The sequence below is a fragment of the Sphingomonas sp. GW821-FHT10C01 genome (genome assembly GCF_059415525.1).
The window spans coordinates 2,027,049-2,048,651 of sequence record NZ_JBWKNK010000001.1; the positions used below are offsets into that span (position 1 = coordinate 2,027,049).

General features: G+C 64.9%; 23 protein-coding genes. 11 read left to right on the forward strand and 12 right to left on the reverse strand.

Annotated features, from left to right (window positions below):
* Positions 1–31: 31 nt before the first annotated feature.
* Together dnaG and AC07M1_RS09820 are read right to left on the reverse strand one after the other, a co-directional pair.
* Positions 32–1,885 (reverse strand): DNA primase, encoded by a 1,854-nt coding sequence (gene dnaG / locus AC07M1_RS09815; protein WP_495162357.1) that lies wholly within the window; start codon positions 1,883–1,885, stop codon positions 32–34.
* Between the two features lies 1 nt (position 1,886).
* Complete coding sequence (locus AC07M1_RS09820) at positions 1,887–2,339, reverse strand: GatB/YqeY domain-containing protein (RefSeq protein ID WP_495162358.1); 453 nt, start codon at positions 2,337–2,339, stop codon at positions 1,887–1,889.
* A gap of 147 nt (positions 2,340–2,486) precedes the next feature.
* On the opposite strand from AC07M1_RS09820, the gene carA reads away from it, so the two are divergent.
* The 4 genes from carA to greA all read left to right on the forward strand — a co-directional run bounded on the left by carA (position 2,487) and on the right by greA (position 7,910).
* The gene (gene carA, locus AC07M1_RS09825; protein ID WP_495162359.1) at positions 2,487–3,659 is read left to right on the forward strand and encodes a glutamine-hydrolyzing carbamoyl-phosphate synthase small subunit; all 1,173 of its coding nucleotides are present in this window, start codon (positions 2,487–2,489) and stop codon (positions 3,657–3,659) included.
* The gene (locus AC07M1_RS09830) at positions 3,656–4,018 is read left to right on the forward strand and encodes a ribonuclease E inhibitor RraB (RefSeq protein WP_495162360.1); all 363 of its coding nucleotides are present in this window, start codon (positions 3,656–3,658) and stop codon (positions 4,016–4,018) included. Before carA ends, AC07M1_RS09830 begins: the two co-directional genes overlap by 4 nt.
* A gap of 1 nt (position 4,019) precedes the next feature.
* Positions 4,020–7,352, forward strand: a complete 3,333-nt coding sequence (gene carB / locus AC07M1_RS09835; RefSeq protein ID WP_495162361.1) for a carbamoyl-phosphate synthase large subunit — start codon at positions 4,020–4,022, stop codon at positions 7,350–7,352.
* Positions 7,353–7,433: 81 nt separating this feature from the next.
* On the forward strand, positions 7,434–7,910 hold the full coding sequence (gene greA, locus AC07M1_RS09840; protein WP_495162362.1) for a transcription elongation factor GreA: 477 nt from the start codon (positions 7,434–7,436) through the stop codon (positions 7,908–7,910).
* 167 nt (positions 7,911–8,077) lie between these two features.
* Here greA and AC07M1_RS09845 read toward each other — a convergent pair whose 3' ends face one another.
* The 5 genes from AC07M1_RS09845 to AC07M1_RS09865 all read right to left on the reverse strand — a co-directional run bounded on the left by AC07M1_RS09845 (position 8,078) and on the right by AC07M1_RS09865 (position 9,898).
* Entirely contained in the window at positions 8,078–8,293 is a 216-nt protein-coding gene (locus tag AC07M1_RS09845; protein WP_495162363.1) for a DUF4170 domain-containing protein, read from the reverse strand.
* Between the two features lie 80 nt (positions 8,294–8,373).
* Positions 8,374–8,709, reverse strand: a complete 336-nt coding sequence (locus tag AC07M1_RS09850; protein ID WP_495162364.1) for a hypothetical protein — start codon at positions 8,707–8,709, stop codon at positions 8,374–8,376.
* On the reverse strand, positions 8,706–9,041 hold the full coding sequence (locus tag AC07M1_RS09855; protein ID WP_495162365.1) for a hypothetical protein: 336 nt from the start codon (positions 9,039–9,041) through the stop codon (positions 8,706–8,708). The genes AC07M1_RS09850 and AC07M1_RS09855 overlap by 4 nt, the downstream gene beginning before the upstream one ends.
* Positions 9,038–9,391, reverse strand: coding sequence for a phage holin family protein (locus AC07M1_RS09860; RefSeq protein ID WP_495162366.1), 354 nt, complete (start codon positions 9,389–9,391; stop codon positions 9,038–9,040). Before AC07M1_RS09860 ends, AC07M1_RS09855 begins: the two co-directional genes overlap by 4 nt.
* A gap of 21 nt (positions 9,392–9,412) precedes the next feature.
* Entirely contained in the window at positions 9,413–9,898 is a 486-nt protein-coding gene (locus tag AC07M1_RS09865; RefSeq protein ID WP_495162367.1) for a hypothetical protein, read from the reverse strand.
* Positions 9,899–10,042: 144 nt separating this feature from the next.
* Between AC07M1_RS09865 and eno the strand changes: the two genes are divergently transcribed.
* The 4 genes from eno to AC07M1_RS09885 all read left to right on the forward strand — a co-directional run bounded on the left by eno (position 10,043) and on the right by AC07M1_RS09885 (position 14,225).
* The gene (eno, locus tag AC07M1_RS09870) at positions 10,043–11,320 is read left to right on the forward strand and encodes a phosphopyruvate hydratase (RefSeq protein ID WP_495162368.1); all 1,278 of its coding nucleotides are present in this window, start codon (positions 10,043–10,045) and stop codon (positions 11,318–11,320) included.
* Positions 11,321–11,350: 30 nt separating this feature from the next.
* Positions 11,351–11,662, forward strand: a complete 312-nt coding sequence (locus AC07M1_RS09875; protein ID WP_495162369.1) for an FtsB family cell division protein — start codon at positions 11,351–11,353, stop codon at positions 11,660–11,662.
* 105 nt (positions 11,663–11,767) lie between these two features.
* A complete protein-coding gene (pdhA, locus tag AC07M1_RS09880; RefSeq protein ID WP_495162370.1) occupies positions 11,768–12,829 on the forward strand; it encodes a pyruvate dehydrogenase (acetyl-transferring) E1 component subunit alpha in 1,062 nt (353 codons plus the stop codon).
* A gap of 1 nt (position 12,830) precedes the next feature.
* On the forward strand, positions 12,831–14,225 hold the full coding sequence (locus AC07M1_RS09885; RefSeq protein ID WP_495162371.1) for a pyruvate dehydrogenase complex E1 component subunit beta: 1,395 nt from the start codon (positions 12,831–12,833) through the stop codon (positions 14,223–14,225).
* A 45-nt stretch (positions 14,226–14,270) separates the two neighbouring features.
* Here AC07M1_RS09885 and AC07M1_RS09890 read toward each other — a convergent pair whose 3' ends face one another.
* From AC07M1_RS09890 to AC07M1_RS09900, 3 genes are read right to left on the reverse strand one after another with little or no spacing between them, the layout of a single operon-like run.
* Positions 14,271–14,939: a TadE/TadG family type IV pilus assembly protein gene (locus AC07M1_RS09890; RefSeq protein WP_495162372.1), complete on the reverse strand. Its 669-nt coding sequence runs from the start codon at positions 14,937–14,939 to the stop codon at positions 14,271–14,273.
* Positions 14,936–15,706, reverse strand: a complete 771-nt coding sequence (locus tag AC07M1_RS09895) for a TadE/TadG family type IV pilus assembly protein (protein ID WP_495162373.1) — start codon at positions 15,704–15,706, stop codon at positions 14,936–14,938. Before AC07M1_RS09895 ends, AC07M1_RS09890 begins: the two co-directional genes overlap by 4 nt.
* Positions 15,703–17,712: a TadE/TadG family type IV pilus assembly protein gene (locus AC07M1_RS09900; protein WP_495162374.1), complete on the reverse strand. Its 2,010-nt coding sequence runs from the start codon at positions 17,710–17,712 to the stop codon at positions 15,703–15,705. The genes AC07M1_RS09895 and AC07M1_RS09900 overlap by 4 nt, the downstream gene beginning before the upstream one ends.
* A gap of 153 nt (positions 17,713–17,865) precedes the next feature.
* On the opposite strand from AC07M1_RS09900, the gene AC07M1_RS09905 reads away from it, so the two are divergent.
* Together AC07M1_RS09905 and AC07M1_RS09910 are read left to right on the forward strand one after the other, a co-directional pair.
* A complete protein-coding gene (locus AC07M1_RS09905) occupies positions 17,866–18,513 on the forward strand; it encodes a squalene/phytoene synthase family protein (protein ID WP_495162375.1) in 648 nt (215 codons plus the stop codon).
* Positions 18,514–18,572: 59 nt separating this feature from the next.
* Positions 18,573–19,052 (forward strand): EF-hand domain-containing protein, encoded by a 480-nt coding sequence (locus AC07M1_RS09910; RefSeq protein ID WP_495162376.1) that lies wholly within the window; start codon positions 18,573–18,575, stop codon positions 19,050–19,052.
* 1 nt (position 19,053) lies between these two features.
* Here AC07M1_RS09910 and trmFO read toward each other — a convergent pair whose 3' ends face one another.
* Positions 19,054–20,415 (reverse strand): methylenetetrahydrofolate--tRNA-(uracil(54)-C(5))-methyltransferase (FADH(2)-oxidizing) TrmFO, encoded by a 1,362-nt coding sequence (gene trmFO, locus AC07M1_RS09915; protein WP_495162377.1) that lies wholly within the window; start codon positions 20,413–20,415, stop codon positions 19,054–19,056.
* 127 nt (positions 20,416–20,542) lie between these two features.
* Between trmFO and AC07M1_RS09920 the strand changes: the two genes are divergently transcribed.
* Entirely contained in the window at positions 20,543–21,187 is a 645-nt protein-coding gene (locus AC07M1_RS09920; protein WP_495162378.1) for a lysoplasmalogenase family protein, read from the forward strand.
* 41 nt (positions 21,188–21,228) lie between these two features.
* Here the strand turns inward: AC07M1_RS09920 and AC07M1_RS09925 are convergent, their stop codons facing one another.
* A complete protein-coding gene (locus AC07M1_RS09925; protein WP_495162379.1) occupies positions 21,229–21,603 on the reverse strand; it encodes a hypothetical protein in 375 nt (124 codons plus the stop codon).

Sequence of the window (21,603 nt, forward strand, 5' to 3'; positions counted from 1 at the left end):
GGCGGCTATTATACGCCGCCCTATTCCTGAATTACGCCTCGTCCGCAAGCATCAGATTCGCGAGTCGCGCCTCAAGCTCCGCCTTGCGCCGTACCAGCGCCACCTGACGCTCGAACGCTTCGTCGCTGAAACGCGCCTGAACCGCCGCGGTTGCCTCCGCCAGCGCGGCGTCGACTTGCGGCCTTGCGACAAGCACCGCGATCGCTTCACCAAGGTCGAGCGCCGCCCGCTCCGCATCCCAGTCCTTCTGTGTGAAGGTGAAGCGCAGCGCGTCGGCGCGGAGCAGTTCCGCAGCTATCTGATCAAAACCGGACGCCGCCAATATGGTACGCAAGCGAGCGGTATCAAGCGCCTGATCCTCCAACGCGACATCGATGACCGCCTCGAATAGTCGGCCAAGTGCGCCGTCTACGAGGCGCAGGCTGGACAATGTCTCCATATGGCGGGCGATTTCGGCCGGGTGCCGGATCAGTCCGGCGAGCACCGCCTTGGCCAACACGCGGTCGATCCCGGTGGCGCCCAGCGCCTGGACGGCGGGGCTGGGTGGCGGTTCGGGCGGCTGCCAGCGCTGGCCGGGGCGGCCGGGTGTGCGGTTACCCTGCGCGCGTGGCGTAAAGGCGCGGGGAGCGGGGGCGAAATGCGCGTCGCAGCGGTTGCGGAACTCCGTCACATATTCGTGGCGGACATTGCCATCCTGGATCGTCGCGGCGAGATCGGACAGACGGCGCTTCAGGCCGGCGCGCGCCTCGGGCGTTTCCAGCGGCTCGGCGGCAAGTTCGTGCTGCCAGATGCGGTCGGCGAGCGGCTGAGCGGCCTGAAGCAGCGCCTCGAACGCTTGAGGGCCGGATGCGCGAACGAGGTCGTCGGGATCCTGGCCATTGGGCAGGGTGACGAAGGCGAGGCTGCGGCCCGGGCCGAGATGGGGCAGGGCACGGTGGGCGGCGCGGATCGCCGCCTTCTGCCCCGCATTGTCGCCATCGAAGGCGAGGAAGGGGATGTCGGCCATTCGCCACAGCCGCTCCAGCTGATGCTCGGTCAGCGCGGTGCCGAGCGGAGCGACCGCCTCGCCGAATCCGGCCTGCGCCAGCGCGATCACGTCCATATAGCCCTCGACCGCAATTACTCGCCCGGTCTTGCGCGATGCCGCCTGCGCGCGGTCGAGATTGTAGAGCGTCCGCCCCTTGTCGAAGAGCGGGGTCTCGGGGGAGTTGAGATATTTTGGTTCCCCCTCGCCGATGATGCGTCCGCCAAAGCCGATCACGCGGCCGCGCGCGTCCTTGATCGGGATCATCAACCGGCCACGGAACCGGTCATACGGTTCCTTCTTCTCGACCTGGATCAGCATCCCGGCCTCGACCAGCATCGGGTCGCCATAGGCCTTCAGCGTCTCGCGCAGCTTGGTGCGTGAATCCGGCGCGTAGCCCATGCCGAAGGCGCGCGCGGTTTCGGCGCTGATCCGCCGGCGTTCGAGCAGCGCGCGCGCCTCCGCTCCGCCCAGCCCGTGGAGCTGGTCGACATAGAATTTGGCCGCATCGGCCATCGCCTCGTGCAGCCCCTTGGCGCGTTCCGCCTTCTCGGCGGCGCGCGGATCGGCCTGAGGCACGTCCATCCCGGCGGCCGCGGCGAGCTCCTTCACCGCGTCCATGAAGGGCAGGCCCTGCTGGTCGGTCATCCAGCGGATCGCGTCGCCATGCGCCCCGCAGCCGAAGCAATGGTAGAAGCCCTTGTCGTCGTTGATCGTGAACGACGGCGTCTTCTCGTTGTGAAACGGGCAACACGCCTTCCACTCGCGACCCGCGCGCGTGATCTTCACGCTGCGCCCGATCAGGGCGGACAACGTGGTGCGGGCACGCAGTTCGTCGAGGAAGGCGGGCGTCAGCGCCACGTCAGGCGAGCGCCGCCTTCACCAGCCCCGACGCCTTGCTCATGTCGAGCTGGCTGGCGTGGCGCGCCTTCAGCTCCGCCATCACGCGGCCCATGTCCTTCATGCCCGCCGCGCCCAGCTCGGCCTTGATCGCCTCGATCGCCGCGCTGGTCTCCGCCTCGCTCATCTGAGCCGGCAGAAACCGCTCGATTACGGCGACCTCCGCCTTTTCCTTGTCGGCAAGCTCCTGGCGGCCGCCCTTCTCGAACATCTCGATCGACTCGCGGCGTTGCTTGACCATTTTCTGGAGGACCTCGACCACCAGCGCGTCGTCGTCGGTGACCGGCGCCTGGGTCCGCGCCTCGATGTCGCGGTTCTTGATCGCGCTCTGGATCAGGCGGATGGCGGCCGTGCCTTCCTTGTCGCCGCCCTTCATGGCGGTGATGACGGCAGCCTGGATATCGTCGCGGATCATTTTGTCTCTACCCACAGGTGAATCGGAATTATCCGGCCTTAGACCCCGCGGCCGTCCGACGCGAGGGTTGACGAAAGGGGGGGAGGGGTCTAGCGGGCGGGCCTTAGCACACATTGCCGGAAACCCCTGTAGGAGCGCCCTCTCATAATGGCCGACGCGACGCCTTTTACCGTGCCTGAAGGAGCTACAGGCGTTCTTGTTCTTGCGTCGGGTGAGGTGATCTGGGGGCGTGGATTCGGGGCCGAGGGTCACGCCGCGGGCGAAGTCTGCTTCCACACCGCGATGACCGGCTATCAGGAGATCATGACCGACCCGTCCTTCGCGGGCCAGATGATCTGCTTCACCTTCCCCCATATCGGCAATGTCGGCGCCAACCCCGACGATGTCGAGGCGGACAACCCCCACGCGCTCGGCATGATCGTGCGCGAGGACGTGACCGAGCCGAGCAATTTCCGCAGCGTCGAGCGGCTCGACGACTGGATGCGCAAGCATGACCGCATCGGTCTCGCCGGGATCGACACCCGCGCGCTGACCCGCCGCATCCGCGGCCAGGGCGCGCCCAACGGCGTGATCGCCCATTCTGCGAACGGCGAGTTCGATATCCCCTGGCTGCTCGAGCGCGCCAAGGCGTGGCCGGGCCTTGAGGGCATGGACCTCGCCATCACCGTCACCACCGAAACGCATTTCGGCTGGGAAGGCGGCGTGTGGCGGCTGGGCTTCGGCTATGGCGGCGAAGGTGCCGAGGATAGCCGCCCGCACGTCGTGGCGATCGATTACGGCTCTAAGCACAACATCTTCCGCAACTTGGTCCAGGCCGGCGCCAAGGTAACCGTGCTGCCCGCCACGGCGACCGCCGAGCAGGTGCTCAGCTTCGCCCCCGACGGCATCTTCCTGTCGAACGGCCCGGGCGATCCCGCCGCGACCGGCGAGTACGCCGTTCCGGTGATCCGCGAACTGCTCGAGACGAAGAAGCCGCTGTTCGGCATCTGCCTCGGCCACCAGCTGCTCGGCCTCGCGGTCGGCGCGCAGACCACCAAGATGTTCCAGGGCCATCGCGGCGCCAACCACCCGGTCAAGCGCCTCAGCGACGGGGCGGTCGAGATCACCTCGATGAACCATGGCTTCGCGGTGGATCGCGACACGCTGCCCGCGAACGTGACCGAGACGCATGTCTCGCTGTTCGACGGCAGCAATTGCGGGATCGAGATCGACGGCGGCCGCGCGTTCAGCGTGCAATATCACCCCGAGGCGTCGCCGGGGCCACAGGACAGCTTCTATTTGTTCGAGCGGTTTGTGGGGATGCTGGAGGAAAGGGCATGAACCCATTGCCAATCGATCCTGAAAGGCTCGAAAGGGAATGGGAAGCCGATCTGGACGTCCTCGCTAGTTTAGCTGCGAATGGTGATCGACCCGAGATTGCTCGACCAGTCGATGTGAATTTTCGCGGAAGTCCTGAAGCGCTTGCCGCTCTGGAAGAGCACGCTGCCGAGTTCGGATTCGTCGTTTTGGAGACTGAACCATCTGCGGATGGCGATCCATGCCTCTTCCTCGAGCGTTCACAAAAGGCTGATGAAGCATCGATCAGGGCACTGACCGAGACTTGCTTGCAAATCGAACTGATCTTTGGCCTCGAATATGAAGGCTGGGGATGTGTCGCTGAAACTGGATTGATACACTGAAATGCCCAAACGCACCGACATCTCCTCCATTCTCGTCATCGGCGCCGGTCCCATCGTGATCGGGCAGGCATGCGAGTTCGACTATTCGGGCACGCAGGCGATCAAGGCGCTCAAGGAAGAGGGCTATCGCATCGTCCTGGTCAATTCGAACCCGGCGACGATCATGACCGATCCCGAACTGGCCGACGCCACTTACGTGGAGCCGATCACGCCGGCGGTGGTCGCCAAGATCATCGAGAAGGAGCGGCCCGACGCCGTCCTGCCGACGATGGGCGGCCAGACCGCGCTCAACACCGCGCTGGCGCTCGCCAATGACGGGACGCTCGAAAAATTCGGCTGCATCATGATCGGCGCCGACGCCGAAGCGATCGACAAGGCCGAGGATCGCCTGAAGTTCAAGGACGCGATGACCAAGATCGGGCTGGAATCGGCCCGCTCGGCGATCGCCCATTCCGAAGCCGAGGCGCTGGAGGGGCTGGAGAAGGTCGGCCTGCCCGCTATCATCCGTCCCAGCTTCACCATGGGCGGTTCGGGCGGCGGTATCGCCTATAACCGCGAGGAATTCCTCACCATCGTCCGCAGCGGCCTCGACCTGTCGCCGACGACCGAGGTTCTGATCGAGGAATCGCTCCTCGGCTGGAAGGAATATGAGATGGAGGTCGTGCGGGATCGCAACGACAACGCCATCATCATCTGCTCGATCGAGAATATCGATGCGATGGGCACGCACACCGGGGATTCGATCACCGTCGCGCCGGCGCTGACGCTGACCGACAAGGAATACCAGATCATGCGCAATGCATCGATCGCGGTGCTCCGGGAAATCGGCGTCGAAACGGGCGGTTCGAACGTGCAGTTCGCGGTGAATCCGAAGGACGGCCGCCTGATCGTCATCGAGATGAATCCGCGCGTGTCGCGCTCCTCGGCGCTGGCGTCGAAGGCGACCGGCTTCCCGATCGCCAAGGTCGCGGCCAAGCTCGCGGTGGGCTACACGCTCGACGAGATCGAGAACGACATCACCGGCGCGACCCCGGCGAGCTTCGAGCCGACGATCGATTACGTCGTCACCAAGATCCCGCGCTTCGCGTTCGAGAAGTTCAAGGGCGCCGAAGCGACGCTGGGCACCGCGATGAAGTCGGTCGGCGAAGTGATGGCGATCGGCCGCAACATCCATGAATCGATGCAGAAGGCGCTGCGTGGTCTCGAAACCGGCCTCAGCGGCTTCAACAATGTCGATGCGCTGGCCGGTGCGCCGCGCGACGAGATCGAGGCGGCACTGGCGATCCGTTCGCCCGACCGGCTGCTGATCGCGGCACAGGCGCTGCGTGAGGGCTTCACCGTCGCCGAGGTGCATGCGCTGACGAAGTACGACCCGTGGTTCCTCGAGCGGATGGCCGAAATCGTCCGTGCCGAGACTGGGGTCGCGACCAACGGCCTGCCGCAGGACGCGGCGGGGATGCGCAAGCTCAAGTCGATGGGCTTTTCCGACAAACGCCTCGCCTGGCTGGCGCTTCAATCGGCCAATCTGCGCGAAGGCGCGGGCGCGATGGCGCGGTCGTCGGGGCTGATCGGCGAAGTCGTCAAGGCGATGACCGGCGGCGTGACCGAGGCGGACGTGCGTGCGCACCGCCACAAGCTCGGCGTGCGTCCCGTGTTCAAGCGGATCGACACCTGCGCGGCCGAGTTCGACGCGAAGACGCCGTACATGTACTCGACGTACGAGGCGCCGAGTTTCGGCGAACCCGAGTGCGAGAGCCAGGTTTCGGATCGCAAGAAGATCGTGATCCTGGGCGGCGGTCCCAACCGGATCGGGCAGGGGATCGAGTTCGACTATTGCTGCTGCCACGCATGCTTCGCGCTGTCGGACGCGGGTTTTGAGACGATCATGGTCAACTGCAACCCGGAAACGGTCAGCACCGACTATGACACGTCGGACCGCCTCTATTTCGAGCCGCTGACGGCTGAGGACGTGCTGGAAATCCTGCACGTCGAACAGTCGAAGGGCGAATTGCTCGGCGTGATCGTCCAGTTCGGCGGGCAGACCCCGCTCAACCTGGCGCGTTCGCTCGAGGCGGCGGGGATTCCGATCCTCGGCACCTCGCCGGATGCGATCGACCTCGCTGAGGACCGTGAGCGCTTCGCCGACCTGGTGTCGAAGCTCGGTCTCAAGCAGCCCGCCAACGGCATCGCGCGCAGCCGCGAAGAGGCGATCGCGGTGGCCGAGCGCATCGGTTACCCGGTGCTGACGCGCCCGTCCTATGTGCTCGGCGGCCGCGCGATGGAGATCGTCGATACGGTCGAGCAGCTTGATCACTATATCCAGACCGCGGTTCAGGTGTCGGGCGATGCGCCCGTGCTGATCGACCAGTATCTGCGCGACGCGGTCGAGGTGGATGTGGACGCGATCGCCGACGGCGACGATGTCGTTGTCGCGGGCGTGCTCCAGCATATCGAGGAAGCCGGTGTCCATTCGGGCGACAGCGCCTGCTCGATCCCGCCTTACTCGCTCTCGGCGGAGATCATCGCCGAGATCGAGCGCCAGACCGAGGCGCTGGCGCGTGGGCTCAGCGTCAAGGGGCTGATGAACATCCAGTTCGCGGTCAAGGACGGCGAAGTCTATCTGATCGAGGTCAATCCGCGCGCCTCGCGCACCGTGCCGTTCGTCGCCAAGGCGATCGGCGCGCCCATCGCGAAGATCGCGAGCCGGGTGATGGCGGGCGAGAAGCTCAAGGATCTGCCGAAGATCGATCGCGACATCGACTATGTCGCGGTCAAGGAAGCTGTGTTCCCGTTCAACAAGTTCCCGGGCGTCGATCCGGTCTTGTCACCGGAGATGAAGTCCACGGGCGAAGTGATGGGGATCGATAGTGATTTCCCGATGGCCTTCGCCAAGTCGCAGCTCGGCGCCGGCATGACCCTGCCGCGTGAGGGCCGGGTGTTCGTGAGCGTCAAGGACGGCGACAAGCCGGTGGTGCTTCCGGGCGTTCGCATCCTGGTCGAACAGGGCTTTTCCATCGTCGCGACCGGCGGCACGGCGGACTATCTGGAGGCCAATGGCGTGCCGGTGGAGCGCGTCAACAAGGTGGCGCAGGGGCGTCCGCATATCGTCGATCGCATCGTCGACGGCGACATCGCCCTGATCTTCAACACCACTGAAGGCTGGCAATCGCTCAAGGACAGCGAATCGATCCGCGCTTCGGCGCTGTCGCTGAAGATTCCGTACTTCACGACCGCTCCGGCGAGCGTGGCGGCGGCGCGGGCAATTGCTGCACTTGCGGTCCAGTCCCTTGAAGTCCGCCCGTTGCAGTCCTACTATTCGCAATCGCACAATTGATCCCCCACAACGAAGGTTAGGGTGCGGGCGAGCCAATTCTGGCGCGCCGGGGAAAGGGGTTTTGACGAAGGACGAAATGTGATGGCGACGGTCGAAAAGATGCCGATGCTCCAGGAGGGTTATGAGAAGCTCTCGACGGAACTGAAGCGCCTCAAAGCCGAACGGCCCCTGATCGTGGATGCGATCGAGGAAGCGCGCGCGCATGGCGATCTTTCGGAAAACGCCGAATATCACGCCGCCAAGGAGCAGCAGGGCCAGAATGAGGCGACCATCGCCGACATCGAGGACAAGCTGTCGCGCGCCCAGATCATCGATCCGAGGGAGCTTTCGGGCGACAAGATCGTGTTCGGCGCCACGGTGACGCTGCTGGATGAGGACGACAAGTCGATCCGCTACCAGATCGTCGGTCTCGCCGAAGCGGACGTGAAGACCGGTCGGATCAGCTACAATTCGCCGATCGGCCGCGCGCTGATCGGCAAGAGCGTGGGTGACGAGGTCGAAGTGACCGTCCCCGCGGGCGACCGCTGGTACGAGGTCAACAAGATCGAGTTCATCTAAGGGGGCGGCCAAGGGCCGTTCTTCACCCGGTCATCCCGGCCCCACCCATCGTCATCCCGGCCTTGTGCCGGGATCCACGGTGCCGCGCGGACTGCGCTGGAGCCTGACGGGCATCGTTCGCCGCGCGGTGGACCCCGGCACAAGGCCGGGGTAACGCTTCGGCGGGCTCAGGCCTGATCCGGCTCCATCAGGCGGTGCAGATGCACCACCACATATTTCATCTCGGCATCGTCGACCGTGCGCTGCGCGGCGCCGCGCCATGCCTTTTCGGCGCTGGCATAGTCGGGGAAGATGCCGACGACGTCGAGCTTGGTCGGATCCTGGAAATCGAGCGTCATCGGATCGCTCACGCGACCGCCGAAGACGAGGTGCAGCTTGCTCATGGAAACTCCTGGGGATTGGCTATCCCGGTCGCCTTAGCGTGCACCTCGCACCGCACTCAAGTGGGGTTCGGACAAAGCCGTCAGGCGTCGGTCTTCGCGGTCGCCGCGTCCTTGGCCGCGGTGAAGGCGTTGCCGATGATCTTGCCGATCTGGTCCTTCGCGACGTCGCGTTGGGGTAGCAGGGCGTCGATCTCGGCCTTGCCGACATCGCGCGCGGCGGCGGCGGCGGCGCTGGCGCCTTCGGCGATGCGCTTGCCGACCGGGGCGAGCAGTTCCTTCTCCTTGTTCAGGCGCGGCAGCAGCGCGCCGATCACGACGCCCAGCGCCACACCGCCCGCGACCAGCGCCAGCGGGTTGTTTTCGATCTTGTCGCTCGTGCGCTGACGGCGGCTCGAAGCTCCGTTGCTCTCGGTCATCTACTCGGTCCTCTCTTCGATCGTTTCAAACTCTTCGCGCCCGCCGCGGTTGCACGCTTGGTCCCGGACCACAGCAGTTTCACCAGCGGTTTGCGCGCCATGAACAGCACGGCGAGGCCCGCGGCGGCGGCGATCGCCTTGGGTCGGGCACGGACCGCCTGAACGCTGTCGCGCACCAGCCGGCCCGCGACATTCTCGACCGCATCCTGGGCCAGCGTCACCGGGTTGAGTCGGCCCTGCATCTCGTCGAGCGTGCCCAGCAGCCGCTGGCGCGCACTCTGCGTACGTGCGCGGGCCTCAAGCAGCGAGACCGGAAGCTGGTCGTCGCTCATGGCGCGTCCTTGGGGCGGGTGGCGCGACGGAAGCGGCGGATCGCGGCGCGGGCGAATAGCGCTGCCGCTCCCGCCGCGACCAACACGACGACCAGCGTGGCAAGGCCGGGGCCGACATAGGGCGTGAGGATCATTACGAAACCGACGATCAGCGCGATCGCCGCGCCTTGTGCCAGCAGCAGCACGGCGGCCCCGAAGATCGCGGCGGCGCGCGCATCGGCAAGCCGATCGAGCGCCAGCGCGCGCCAGTATGCGATCTCCGCTTCGGCATAGGCGCGGCCGTCGCCGACCGCGCGCGCGATCAGCGCGCCGATGCCTTCTTCCTCATCCGGCTCGTGACGTTCGTCCACCTGACCCCCCGGAACCGGCGATCAGACTTTGGGCTTGCCGGAGCCGGCGTTGTCCGGGGCGCCCTTGTCCGCAAGGTCGCCGGCGGCGTCGAGGCCGGACTTGAGCAGTCGTGCGAGCACGAAGCCGACGCCGGCGGCGATGCCGACCGCGACCGCCGGGCTCTTTTTCACGAATTCGCGCGCATCGTCGATCAGCTCGTCGACCTGCTTGCCGCGCAGCGATTCGGCGATGCCCGAAATCTGGTCGGCGGCGGAGCGGGCGTACTGGCCATATTGCTCGCCAAGCTTCTCATCGACCGATCCGGCGGCGTCGCGCATCAGGTCCGAGAATCCGTCGAGCGCGCCGCTTGCCTTCTCCTTGCCGGTGTCGGCAAAGGCGCGTGCCTTGTCGCCAGCCTGACCAGCCAGCTTACCAGCCTCTTCACGTACCTTGTCCGCAGCCCCGCGCTTGGCTTCGGCGGCGACCAGCGTGCCGCCTTCGTCGGTCGAGTTCGTCCCGTCAGCCATCGCGCAAAATCCCTTCCACTAGAGTCCCCGGATCAACCACGGCGCGGACGGACGGTTCCATCCGTTACATGATTTGCCCGGCGGCGCCGAACGGGATAGAGGCCCGCGCGACACTGTCAGCCCCCAAGGTAGGGAGACCATTTCGTGACCGCAATCATCGACATCCATGCGCGCCAGATTCTTGACAGCCGCGGCAATCCCACGGTGGAGGTCGACGTGTTGCTGGAGGACGGCAGCTTCGGCCGCGCAGCAGTCCCCTCGGGCGCCTCGACCGGCGCGCATGAGGCGGTCGAGAAGCGCGACGGCGACAAGAGCGTCTATCTCGGCAAAGGCGTCCTCGAGGCGATCGAGGGCGTGAACGGCGAGATCGCCGAAGAGATCGTCGGTCTCGACGCCGAGGATCAGGCCGATATCGACCATGCGATGATCGAGCTCGACGGCACCGAGAACAAGGGGCGTCTGGGCGCCAACGCGATCCTGGGCGTCAGCCTCGCGGTTGCCAAGGCGGCGGCGGATGCGCGCGGCCTGCCGCTCTATCGCTATGTCGGTGGCGTTTCGGCGCATGTCCTGCCGGTCCCGATGATGAATATCATCAACGGCGGCGAACATGCCGACAACCCGATCGACTTCCAGGAGTTCATGATCGTTCCCGTCGGCGCGGACAGCATTGCCGAGGCGGTCCGTTGCGGCGCCGAGATCTTCCACACGCTCAAGAAGAAGCTACATGACAAGGGTCTCGCGACCGGCGTGGGCGACGAAGGTGGCTTCGCCCCGAACATCGCGTCGACCACCGACGCGCTCGACTTCATCATGTCGAGCATCGAGGCGGCGGGTTACACGCCGGGCGACAATGTCATGCTGGCGCTCGATTGCGCCGCCACCGAATATTATCGCGACGGCGCCTACAAGATGGTGGGTGAGGGCAAGACCTTCTCCTCGGCCGAGAACGCCGATTTCCTCGCCGGGCTGTGCGCCAAGTATCCGATCTTCTCGATCGAGGACGGCATGGCTGAAGACGATTGGGATGGCTGGAAGCTGTTGACCGACAAGCTTGGCAGCAAGGTCCAGCTGGTCGGCGACGATCTGTTCGTGACCAATCCCAAGCGCCTGAAGCGCGGTATCGACGGCGGCTATGCCAATTCACTCCTGGTCAAGGTCAACCAGATCGGGACGCTGACCGAGACGCTTGAGGCGGTGAGTCTGGCGCAGCGATCGTCCTACACCGCGGTCATGTCGCACCGTTCGGGTGAAACTGAGGACGCGACCATCGCCGATCTCGCGGTCGCGACCAACTGCGGCCAGATCAAGACGGGCTCGCTTGCGCGTTCGGACCGGCTTGCCAAGTACAACCAGCTCATCCGCATCGAGGAGGAACTGGGTGACGCGGCGGTTTATGCCGGTCGCTCGATTTTGCGGGCTTGATCGCGGATTCGAGTTGGGCGACAATTAACTATGGCGCGAGCAACCCCGTTCAAGGCGATCCTGACGCGAGCCGGTCTCCCGGCCGTCGCGATCATCTTCATGGGCTTCTTCGCCTATTCGGCGGTGCTGGGTCCGAACGGGGTGCTCACCTATGGCGACTACAAGCGACAGCTTGCGGTCAAACAGGGTGAGCTCGCCAAGCTCGAGAAGGAGCGGTCTGAGCTGCGCAACCGCGTCAGCCTGCTCAATCAGAAGGGCGCCGACCCCGACATGGTGGACGAATTGACGCGCAAGAAGCTGAACGTCGTCCACCCCGACGAAGTGATCGTCCCGCTCAATTGAACACCGGTTACCGTAAGGCTGCGCCCAGTCGCAGCCTTACGCGCGCGTCATCATTGCGCACCGGTCGAAAACCGGCCTATAGGGCCGCTTCCATCTCTCCCCAGGATGAGGGTCAACGTGGCAAAAGCGCCGGCCAAGAGCCGTAAAATAGAACCAGTTGTAACTAACCGTGAACGTCCAAACGAACCGGATCGGTACAAGGCCTCGAAAGAGGAATTGCTGGAATTCTATCGCCAGATGCTGCTCATCCGCCGCTTCGAGGAGAAGGCGGGGCAGCTTTACGGCCTCGGCTTCATCGGCGGCTTCTGTCACCTCTATATTGGCCAGGAAGCGGTCGCGGTTGGCCTTCAGTCGGCGCTGGACGGCGACAAGGACTCGGTGATTACCGGCTATCGCGACCATGGTCACATGCTCGCCTATGGCATCGATCCCAAGGAAATCATGGCCGAGCTGACCGGCCGTGCCGCGGGTATCAGCCGCGGCAAGGGCGGGTCGATGCACATGTTCTCGACCGAGAAGAAGTTCTATGGCGGCCACGGCATCGTCGGCGCTCAGGTCTCGCTCGGCACCGGGCTCGCCTTCGCGCACAAGTATAATGAGGATGGCGGTGTCGCCATGGCCTATTTCGGCGACGGCGCGTCGAACCAGGGCCAGGTCTATGAATCGTTCAACATGGCCGAGCTGTGGAAGCTCCCGATCATCTACGTGATCGAGAACAACCAGTATGCCATGGGCACCAGCGTCAACCGCGCCTCGTCGGAGGACCAGCTCTATCGCCGCGGCGAGAGCTTGCGCATTCCGGGCATCCAGGTCGACGGCATGGACGTGCTGGCGTGCCGCGGCGCGGCCGAAGAGGCGCTGGCCTGGGTGCGCGCGGGCAAGGGGCCGATCATCCTCGAGATGAAGACCTATCGCTATCGCGGCCACTCGATGTCGGATCCCGCCAAATACCGTTCGCGCGACGAGGTTCAGTCGGTGCGCGACAACAGCGACCCGATCGAGGGGCTGAAGAAGGAACTCGAAGCTGCGGGCGTCAAGGAAGACGAGCTGAAGGCGATTGAGGCCGAGATCCGCAAGGCGGTGAACGAATCCGCCGACTTTGCCGAGCAGACGCCGGAGCCCGATCCGGCCGAATTGTATACCGACGTTCTGGTGGGGACCTACTGAGATGGCGATTGAGCTCAAGATGCCGGCGCTGTCGCCCACGATGGAAGAGGGCACCCTCGCCAAGTGGCTGGTCAAGGAAGGCGACACCGTGAAGTCTGGCGACATCCTCGCCGAGATCGAGACCGACAAGGCGACGATGGAATTCGAAGCCGTCGATGAGGGCACGATCGCGTCGATTCTGGTCGCTGAAGGCACCGACAATGTGAAGGTCGGCACCGTGATCGCGACGATCGCGGGAGAGGGTGAGGACGCCTCGACTCCGGCGCCTGCTGCCGCGCCGGTCGAAGCCCCCAGGGCTTCCGAACCCGCTCCGGGCGAGGATGGCGGTCCGAAAAAGGCCGACAGCGGCACCAAGCAGCTCGCCAGCGACAAGGCGGCGACCGTGGCCGATCCCGAAGTGCCTGCCGGCACCGAGATGGTGAAGACCACCGTCCGCGAAGCGCTGCGCGACGCGATGGCCGAGGAAATGCGGGCGGACCCGCGCGTGTTCGTGATGGGCGAGGAAGTCGCCGAATATCAGGGCGCGTACAAGGTCACTCAGGGCCTGCTCGACGAGTTCGGCGGCAAGCGCGTGATCGACACACCGATCACGGAATATGGCTTTGCCGGTGTCGGCAGCGGCGCGGCGATGGGCGGCCTCAAGCCGATTATCGAGTTCATGACGTTCAACTTCGCTCTGCAGGCGATTGACCACATCATCAACTCGGCGGCGAAGACCAACTATATGTCCGGCGGCCAGATGCGCTGCCCGATCGTATTCCGCGGTCCCAACGGCGCGGCCAGCCGCGTCGCGGCGCAGCACTCGCAGAATTTCGGCCCGTGGTATGCAAGCGTGCCTGGCCTGATCGTGATCGCGCCCTATGACGCGGCGGATGCCAAGGGCCTGCTCAAGGCGGCGATCCGCAGCGAAGACCCGGTGGTCTTCCTCGAGAATGAGCTGATGTATGGCCGCAGCTTCGACGTGCCGAAGCTCGACGATTGGGTTCTTCCGATCGGCAAGGCCCGCATCGTTCGCCCGGGCAAGGACGTGACGATCGTCAGCTACTCGATCGGTGTCGGCGTCGCGCTCGAAGCCGCCGAGACGCTGGCGGGCGAGGGGATCGACGCGGAGGTCATCGACCTGCGCACGCTGCGCCCGCTCGACACGGCGACGGTGCTGGAGAGCCTCAAGAAGACCAACCGCATGGTCGTGGTCGAGGAAGGCTGGCCGGTCTGCTCGATCTCATCGGAGATCGTGGCGATCGCGATGGAACAGGGCTTCGATGACCTCGATGCACCGGTCGTGCGCGTCACCAATGAGGACGTGCCGCTGCCTTATGCCGCGAATCTCGAGAAGCTGGCGCTGATCACCGCGGACAAGGTGGTCGCGGGCGTCAAGAAGGTGGCCTACCGCTGACTTGCTTGCCCACCCCCCTCTCCTGAAGGGAGAGGGGGCGCGGGATCAGCAAGTCGAAGCGCCAACGCCGTTGACCTGATAGACGCCGTTGCTGCCGCCGGTCGTGTCGCGACGATCGCGAACCATCATTGATGCTTCTTCGCGGAAGTTGGTGGATGGCGCGAACCCGGCGCTGAACAGCGGGCGGTATTCGTAATACACCTCGACATACATCGTCACGCCGTCCGCTGGCGCGGTCGCCAAGCGCCCGGTCTTGCCCATCCCGTTCAGGTTGACTGCGCCGGCATTGCCGTAGGATGAGACTTGCGTCGTCTTCGCGCCGCGGCAGCGTTGCCAGCGGATGCGGAATTTTCCGCTGTTGGCGGGATCCGGCTCAAGACTGGAGAGGATCACCCGGCCACGGTTGTAGAGTTCGAGTTCGTCCGCCTGCAGGCCGGCGCCGGTCAGCAGGTCGTTAATGTCCGCTTCGTTGATCGTCTTGGCCTGAAGCTGACTGCCCGAACCGATCCGCGCCGCATTGTCGGCGAGATGTAGCGATATCTGGCTGATACGCATGCGGGCGATGATGTAGTTCGTCATTTCGGCCCCGACGAGGCTGAGCGTCAGCACCAGCGGAAGCGAAAAGGCGAATTCGATAAGCGCCAGCCCGCCGCGATCGGCGATGAGCCGGCGTGCGCTCGCCCTGAGCGCCAAAAGGTGAGCGGCGGTCCTCACAGCAGGCAGATGCCCAGCAAGCGCACCCCACAGGGATCGCTCGGCGCAGGGGTTGGCGACGATGAAGGCGTGGGAGTCGGTGTCGGGGTGGGAGTAGGGGTTCCTGTCGACACAGGGGTAGGTGAAGATTCGATGGCGGCCGGGCAGTTGCGAATCTGTGGCGCAGCATAGGCGCCTTGATCCGCATAGGGCTGGTTGCGCAGGATTGTGGACGCGGTGATCTGGGTCGTCCGCGATCCGCCAGCCACATTGTAGAAGGGGAACATGCGGGGATAGGACACGCTTACCGTGTACAGCGTGGCATCCTTTGCGCCGCCCTGACCTTCGTCACCGCCGTCAGCGTCCCAGTTGTTGTTGCGGTTGGCGTCCTCATAGGGTTCGCTGCCGTCGCAGGTGCCGTTACCGTTCGTGTCGGTCCAGGTTTCCGCGCGCGCGGCCGCAGCCTGGGTGAAGGTGCGGTAGAAGCGCCTGCTGAAGCTCACGGTGGCGTTGTTCGCGAGAGCCCTGACCTGACCGCGCACTTTTTCGTCTAGCGCGTTCTGTGCGCTGCTGCCGGCGCCGCTTTCAAGTGCGGAGTCCCGCGCGGTCTTCTGCACGATGCCTTCGAGCGCCGCACGTGTATAGAGCGTGTGACCCACGTCGAACGCGCCTAGCAGCAGAATGCCCAGTACGGGTGCCACGATCGCGAATTCGATGACAGTGACACCCGTCTCGTCGCGCAGAAGCGCGCCGGGCACGACACGGCGGAGGGAGAATCGCCGGGTCATCTGGTAAGCCGCAACTGGGAGATCTGGTCGGCGATCGACTTGAACGTGTTCTGGAGATCGGTCGCGTTTCGGGCTGCGAAGAACCGGCCAGGCGTGGCGCACGTGGTCATCATTCCCTCAATCGTCGAGTTGGACGCGCCGAACCAGATCACCCACAAGGTGATGTTCTTGTTCTTGACCGCAGTGCAGATCGCCTGGGTTCGGGCGTTGACCTGTTGCGTGATGGTGCCTGTGGTAAGGCAGCCGCTGGACGGGGCCTGGCTGGGATCGGTCGTGCGCCGGTCGAGCCAGGGAAGCCCATAGGCGGCATAGTCGGTGGTGTTGGTGCAGGCCTCACCGTCGGTCATGAAGATCAGGTGGCGCTCGATCTCACCGCCCTGCGGCGTGAACGCATTCTCTGTGCCGAAGATGCCGGTCGGCGAGATCAGCCGCGCACCCCAGAGCAGGCCGATATCGTGATAGGTGTTCCCGTCAGGCGACAGGCTGTTCACATAGGTTTCGAAGGTCGACGCCGTCGGCCACGGCTGAAGCTTCCTCGCTTCCTGGGGGCAATAATAGGGGACGCTGTTGTAGAAGTTCGAAGCCGACAGGGTCGCGCTGTACTTGAGCTGGTTCCAGTCCGAGGTCACATCGCGCGCAAAGATCGCGCTGCGCAGCGCCGGCCCCCATTGCGTCGTCGGATCGCCCGACGTCGGGGCGGAATCGATATCCAGATCCTTGGCGCCGGCGGGGATCGGCGCATAGTTGGCCTGCCAGACGGTCTGGCGCTCCTCGATGCAGCCGTCCCAGGTAACGCTGACATTCGCGCCCTGATTGCCGATCGGAAGGTTGACCGAGCTGTTCCAGCCGGTGCCGTTCTTCAATCCGCTGACGTTAAGGCTGATCTTGTCGTAATTGTACCTGTCAAACACCGACTGAGTGGTCGTCGTTCCGGTCGAGGTCTGGCTGTAGTAGCGTAGCAAACTGCCGCTGGCGCTCCGTCGTTCGAAGCGGCAACGACCGTCCGAGGACTGAAAATCCCGGTAGCGATATTCATACCAGTTGGCGGTCTGTCGGGTGTACCAGGTGGTGGTGCGCGGATTGGTTCCAGTGGTCTGTTCGTTGACGCGACCGCCTTCCGAACCATCGGTCCAGCGCAATTCATTCGCCGGAACCGACGCCTGGCACTCGGCCTGGCTGCCGACGTAGATGGTTGCACTGCTGATGCTGCCCCAGCTTCCGCTGTTGCTTCGATCCCAGCCGCTACTGGTCTGGTTCTCCGGGCCGTCGGTCCAGGTCGTGACTTCCCTGTCGACGAACCGCGCTTGACGGGTCTGATACGACCAGTTGTCGGCGAGCCATTCGGTCTTGAGCAGCTTTCCGACGTTCACGTTGGTGGCATAGGGCACGAAGCCGAAGCGGATCTGCACGGTGTTGCCGGTACCGCCCGACGGAGTCCCCGTCGCGCAGACTTCAGCCGTATCGAGGCGGGCGACGATCTCGTAGAAGCACTTCACCGCGGACCTGAGCGCTTCGATCTTGGTCTGGCTGTCGCTGCTGACCGCCTTTGAATCCATCGATCCGGTTGTATCCAGCACGAACATCACATCGGTGTTGGGAAGCCGCATCTCGGCGTCGCAGGTGACGTTCAGTGTTTCGGTGGTCCTGCCGAATACGCGCATGATGGTCATCGGAACGACCGCCGACGCGGCGCCGCTGACTTTCCCCGCGCTTTCCGTGAAGGCGCGCGTGACCGAGGAGGCGCCGTAAGGGCTGGCCTGGATGTTCGCGTCGAAGAAGCGGTTCGCGGCCCCTTGAGCCGCGTTGCTGTTGAACGACCAGGTGCCGCCGCCCATCTGCTTGCGACCGGCGAGCGCGCCGGCGTCACACGCATGTTGCAGGCGCGTCTTGACGATGTACATGCGGCTGATGTCCACGCCGCCACCCACCATGCCCGCAAGCGGGATGATCGATGCCGCGACGATCGCGAGCACGTTGCCCCGCTTGTCGCGGGCAAGGGATGTCAACCAAGTGCGGGCGCTTTTCGCGACCCCTGCTCGCATGTTCATCGGCACGCCTTACCCCGTTCCACCGGGGCCTATGGCGCAAGTGCAGCTAACGTCGGCTGAAAGCGCATGGTTAATGAAAGGTATAGCCTCAATCCGGGGCGGAGCAGGCTGATGATTGCGGAACCGGAACGGCGAATGATCCTGTCCTACGCGCCGAGCGTGAAAGCGGGGCAGGGGCTGGCGGCGCTTCTGGCGTTGGACGACAAGCTCGCCGAAACGGTGCGCACCACGACTGAGCCGATGCTGGGTCAGATCCGTCTGCAATGGTGGTATGACGCACTGACAAAGCTCGACGACGCATCCCCGCCTGCCGAACCGCTTTTGGAAGCGGTCGCACGGGATGTGACCCGAGATGGAGTGGCCGGGGCGGCTGTGGCGGAGATCGCCACGGCATGGCAGGCGGTGTTGCGGGAAGAACTGGATGCGGCGGGGCTAAAGGCCTTTGCGCAGCGTGGTGCGCGGTTGTTCGAGCTGGCGGGCAGGCTTGCGGGAGCTTCGGTCGATGATCCGCTGACGCTTGCGGGTGAGGGCTGGGCGCTTGCCGACCTTGCCGATGGCCTGAGTGACCCGGGCGAAAGAGCGGCTGCACGAATGATCGCGGAGCAGGCTCTTGCCCAAGCATGCGCGGTGAAGTGGAGCCGGAACGGGCGGGCGCTGGGGGCGATGGCGCATCTCGCGCGCCTGGATCTTGCCGGGGTGCCGCTTGGAGCGCCGCGACGGACGGGGCGGGCGCTATGGCACCGGCTGACCGGCAAGTGACGTCTTGCTGCCGTCTGTGGAAGGCGTAGGCTAGCCCCCTGGCTGGGGGGAGAGTCGGCATGTGGCGCTATTTCGTGGGTGGCATCGCGGCGTTGTTGATGGCGGGAGCGGGCGTCTTCCTGTTCCAGAGCAAGGCGACCCCCGACCCCGTGCCGCCGGCTCCCAAGGCCGCGCAGACCGAGGCGGCGGGCGAGGAGGCGCCGCCGACGGATGTGCCGCGCGCGGATCGCAGCCGCGAGGAGAAACGCTTCGACCGCAGTGACAAGGACAAGAACGGTCAGGTTACGCTTACCGAGCTGCAGCAGCCGCGGCGCAAGGCCTTTGCCAAGCTCGACACCAATGGCGACGGCAAGCTGTCGTTCGAGGAATGGACGGTGCGGACCTCGACCAAGTTCGCCGAGGCGGACAAGGACAAGTCGGGCGGACTGACCCGCGCGGAGTTCGCTACCACCGCACCCAAGCGCAAGACCCCGGCACGGCCGCAATGCGATTGCCGGGCCGAGGTCGCCAAGGCGCTGGCCGAGGCGGCCGAAGAGTAATTCAGGCCGCCTTGATCCACTCCGCGAAGGCTGCTCGAGCGCGGGCGGTGTACATGAGCTTGCGATCGGCCTTTTTGGTGCGACCCTCGATCGGCGGCATGAGGCCGAAATTGACGTTCATCGGCTGATAGGTCTCGATCTCCGCGCCACCGGTGATGTGACCGAGCAGAGCGCCCAGCGCGGTCTCGACCGGAGGCGGAGCGAGGGGGCGACCCAGAAGCTCGGCGGCGGCGAAACGGCCCGCGAGCAGGCCGATGGCAGAGCTTTCGACATAACCCTCGCACCCGGTCACCTGCCCGGCGAAGCGGATGTGCGGGCGCGATTTCAACCTCAAAGTCGGATCGAGCAGCTCGGGTGAGCGGATGAAGGTGTTGCGGTGGAGGCCCCCGAGCCGGGCGAACTCGGCATTCTCGAGACCCGGGATCGTGCGGAACAAAGCAACTTGCGCGCCATGCTTCAGCTTGGTCTGGAAACCAACCATGTTCCACAGCGAGCCATTGGCATTGTCTTGGCGCAGCTGCACACAGGCATACGGCCAACGCCCGTTCGGAAACTCCGCGCAGGCGGTGCGCGGGTCGTCCAGTCCCACGCCTTTCATCGGGCCATAGCGCAGCGTGTCGACGCCACGCTCGGCCATCACCTCCACCGGCATGCAGCCCTCGAAATAGGGGACGTTCTCCCATTCCTTGAACTCGGCTTTCTCGCCTTCGATCAAGCCTTGATGGAAGGCGAGATACTGGTCCTTGGTCATCGGGCAGTTGATATAGTCCTTGCCCGTGCCGCCAGGGCCGACCTTGTTCCATCGCGACTGCATCCACGCCACGTCCATGTCGATGCTCTCATGGTGCACGATCGGGGCGATGGCGTCGAAAAAGGCGAGGCTGTCCTTGCCGGTCGCCGATCCGATGCTGTCGGCGAGGCCCGGCGCGGTGAGCGGACCGGTGGCAACGATCGTCAGACCCTCGGCAGGCAGCTGATCCACGCGCTCGCGGATGATCGTGATGTTGGGATGGGCTTCGAGCGCGGCGGTGACGCCGTCCGAGAAATGGTCGCGATCGACCGCGAGCGCCGACCCCGCGGGCACCTTATGGAGATCGCCCTGCGCCATGATGATCGAGCCGAGGTCGCGCATCTCCTGATGCAGCAGGCCCACGGCGTTGCGTTCGGCATCGTCGGAACGGAAGCTGTTCGAACAGACCAGCTCGGCAAGGCCATCGGTTTGGTGCGCGGGCGTCATGTCGCCACTCCCGCGCATTTCGGAGAGCTTCACGCGGATGCCGGCATTGGCGAGCTGCCATGCGGCTTCCGAACCGGCGAGACCGCCGCCGATGATATGGACTTTATGGGGGAGCGAAGTTGACACGGCTCTCTCGGGAAGTTGACACATATGCAGGGATTTTTCGCGCCTGCTTGACACGCGACCGGCGGTGCCGGACGCCCCTGTTGAAGCCCTTACGCCAAGGGTGGGGCTGTAGGAAAAGGGAAAGTGCATGCGGGGGCTGTTCTGGATAGCGGTGTTGGCGGGGGCGAGTTATTCGCTGACGGCGTGGGGGCTGGCGGACGCGGGCGCGTTGAAGGCGGCGTGGAAGACGAGCGGCGTTGCCTTGCTCGCGATCTGGGCGGCGACCCAGGCGCGGAGCACCGATGGCTGGCTGATCGCCGGGGCGTTGGCGCTTGGCGCGTTGGGCGACCTGCTGCTTGAGACGCACGGCTTCACCATCGGCGGCGCAGCGTTCGCGGCCGGGCATGCGGTGGCGATCGCGCTCTACCTGCGCAACCGCCGGGCGAACCCGTCGTCGAGCCAGAAGCTGCTCGGCTACCTCCTCGCGCCAGCGACGATCCTGATCAGCGCATTGCTCGCCGCGCCGGCGGGGCAGGCCTTGTCGGTGGGTACCTATGCCGCGTTTCTAGGCGTCATGGCGGCGACCGCATGGACGAGCCGTTTTCCGCGCTACCGCGTAGGGATCGGTGCTGTGTTGTTCGTGATTTCGGACCTGCTGATCTTCTCGCGCTTCGGCGTGTTCAAGGAATCGGCGGTGCCTGGTCTGTTGATCTGGCCGACCTATTTCGCGGCGCAGGCGCTGATCGCCTGGGGCGTAGTTCAGACGCTGTCGTTGGAGAAAAGCACACGATAGCAGGGGTGTCGGAGCGCCGCTTGCGGCGCTCCGATGACGTTTCATGCGGTGGCAGGGCGAGCCGTGCTGTTCAGCCAGTCATTCACCTTGCGCCCGAACTTTGCGATCGCACCCATATTGAAGAAGTGCATCGCGCCCAGCACGATAACGGCAAGGCCGACCTTGGCGCTGAGGAACCGGATCGCGTCGGGGATCGTCGCCGGCTCGTTGCCCAGGCTCAGCGTCAGCGTGATGAAGCCGAGGTTGATCAGGTAGAAGCCGACGACGAGCAAATGGTTGGTGGACTGTGCCAGCGTCTCGTTCTGGCCGAAGCATTGCATCAGGAACACGATACCGTTGCGACTGAGCGTGCGTGCAACCCAGATCGTGAGTGCGATCGTGATCGCGAGATAGAGCGCATAGACGGTCTCGATCAT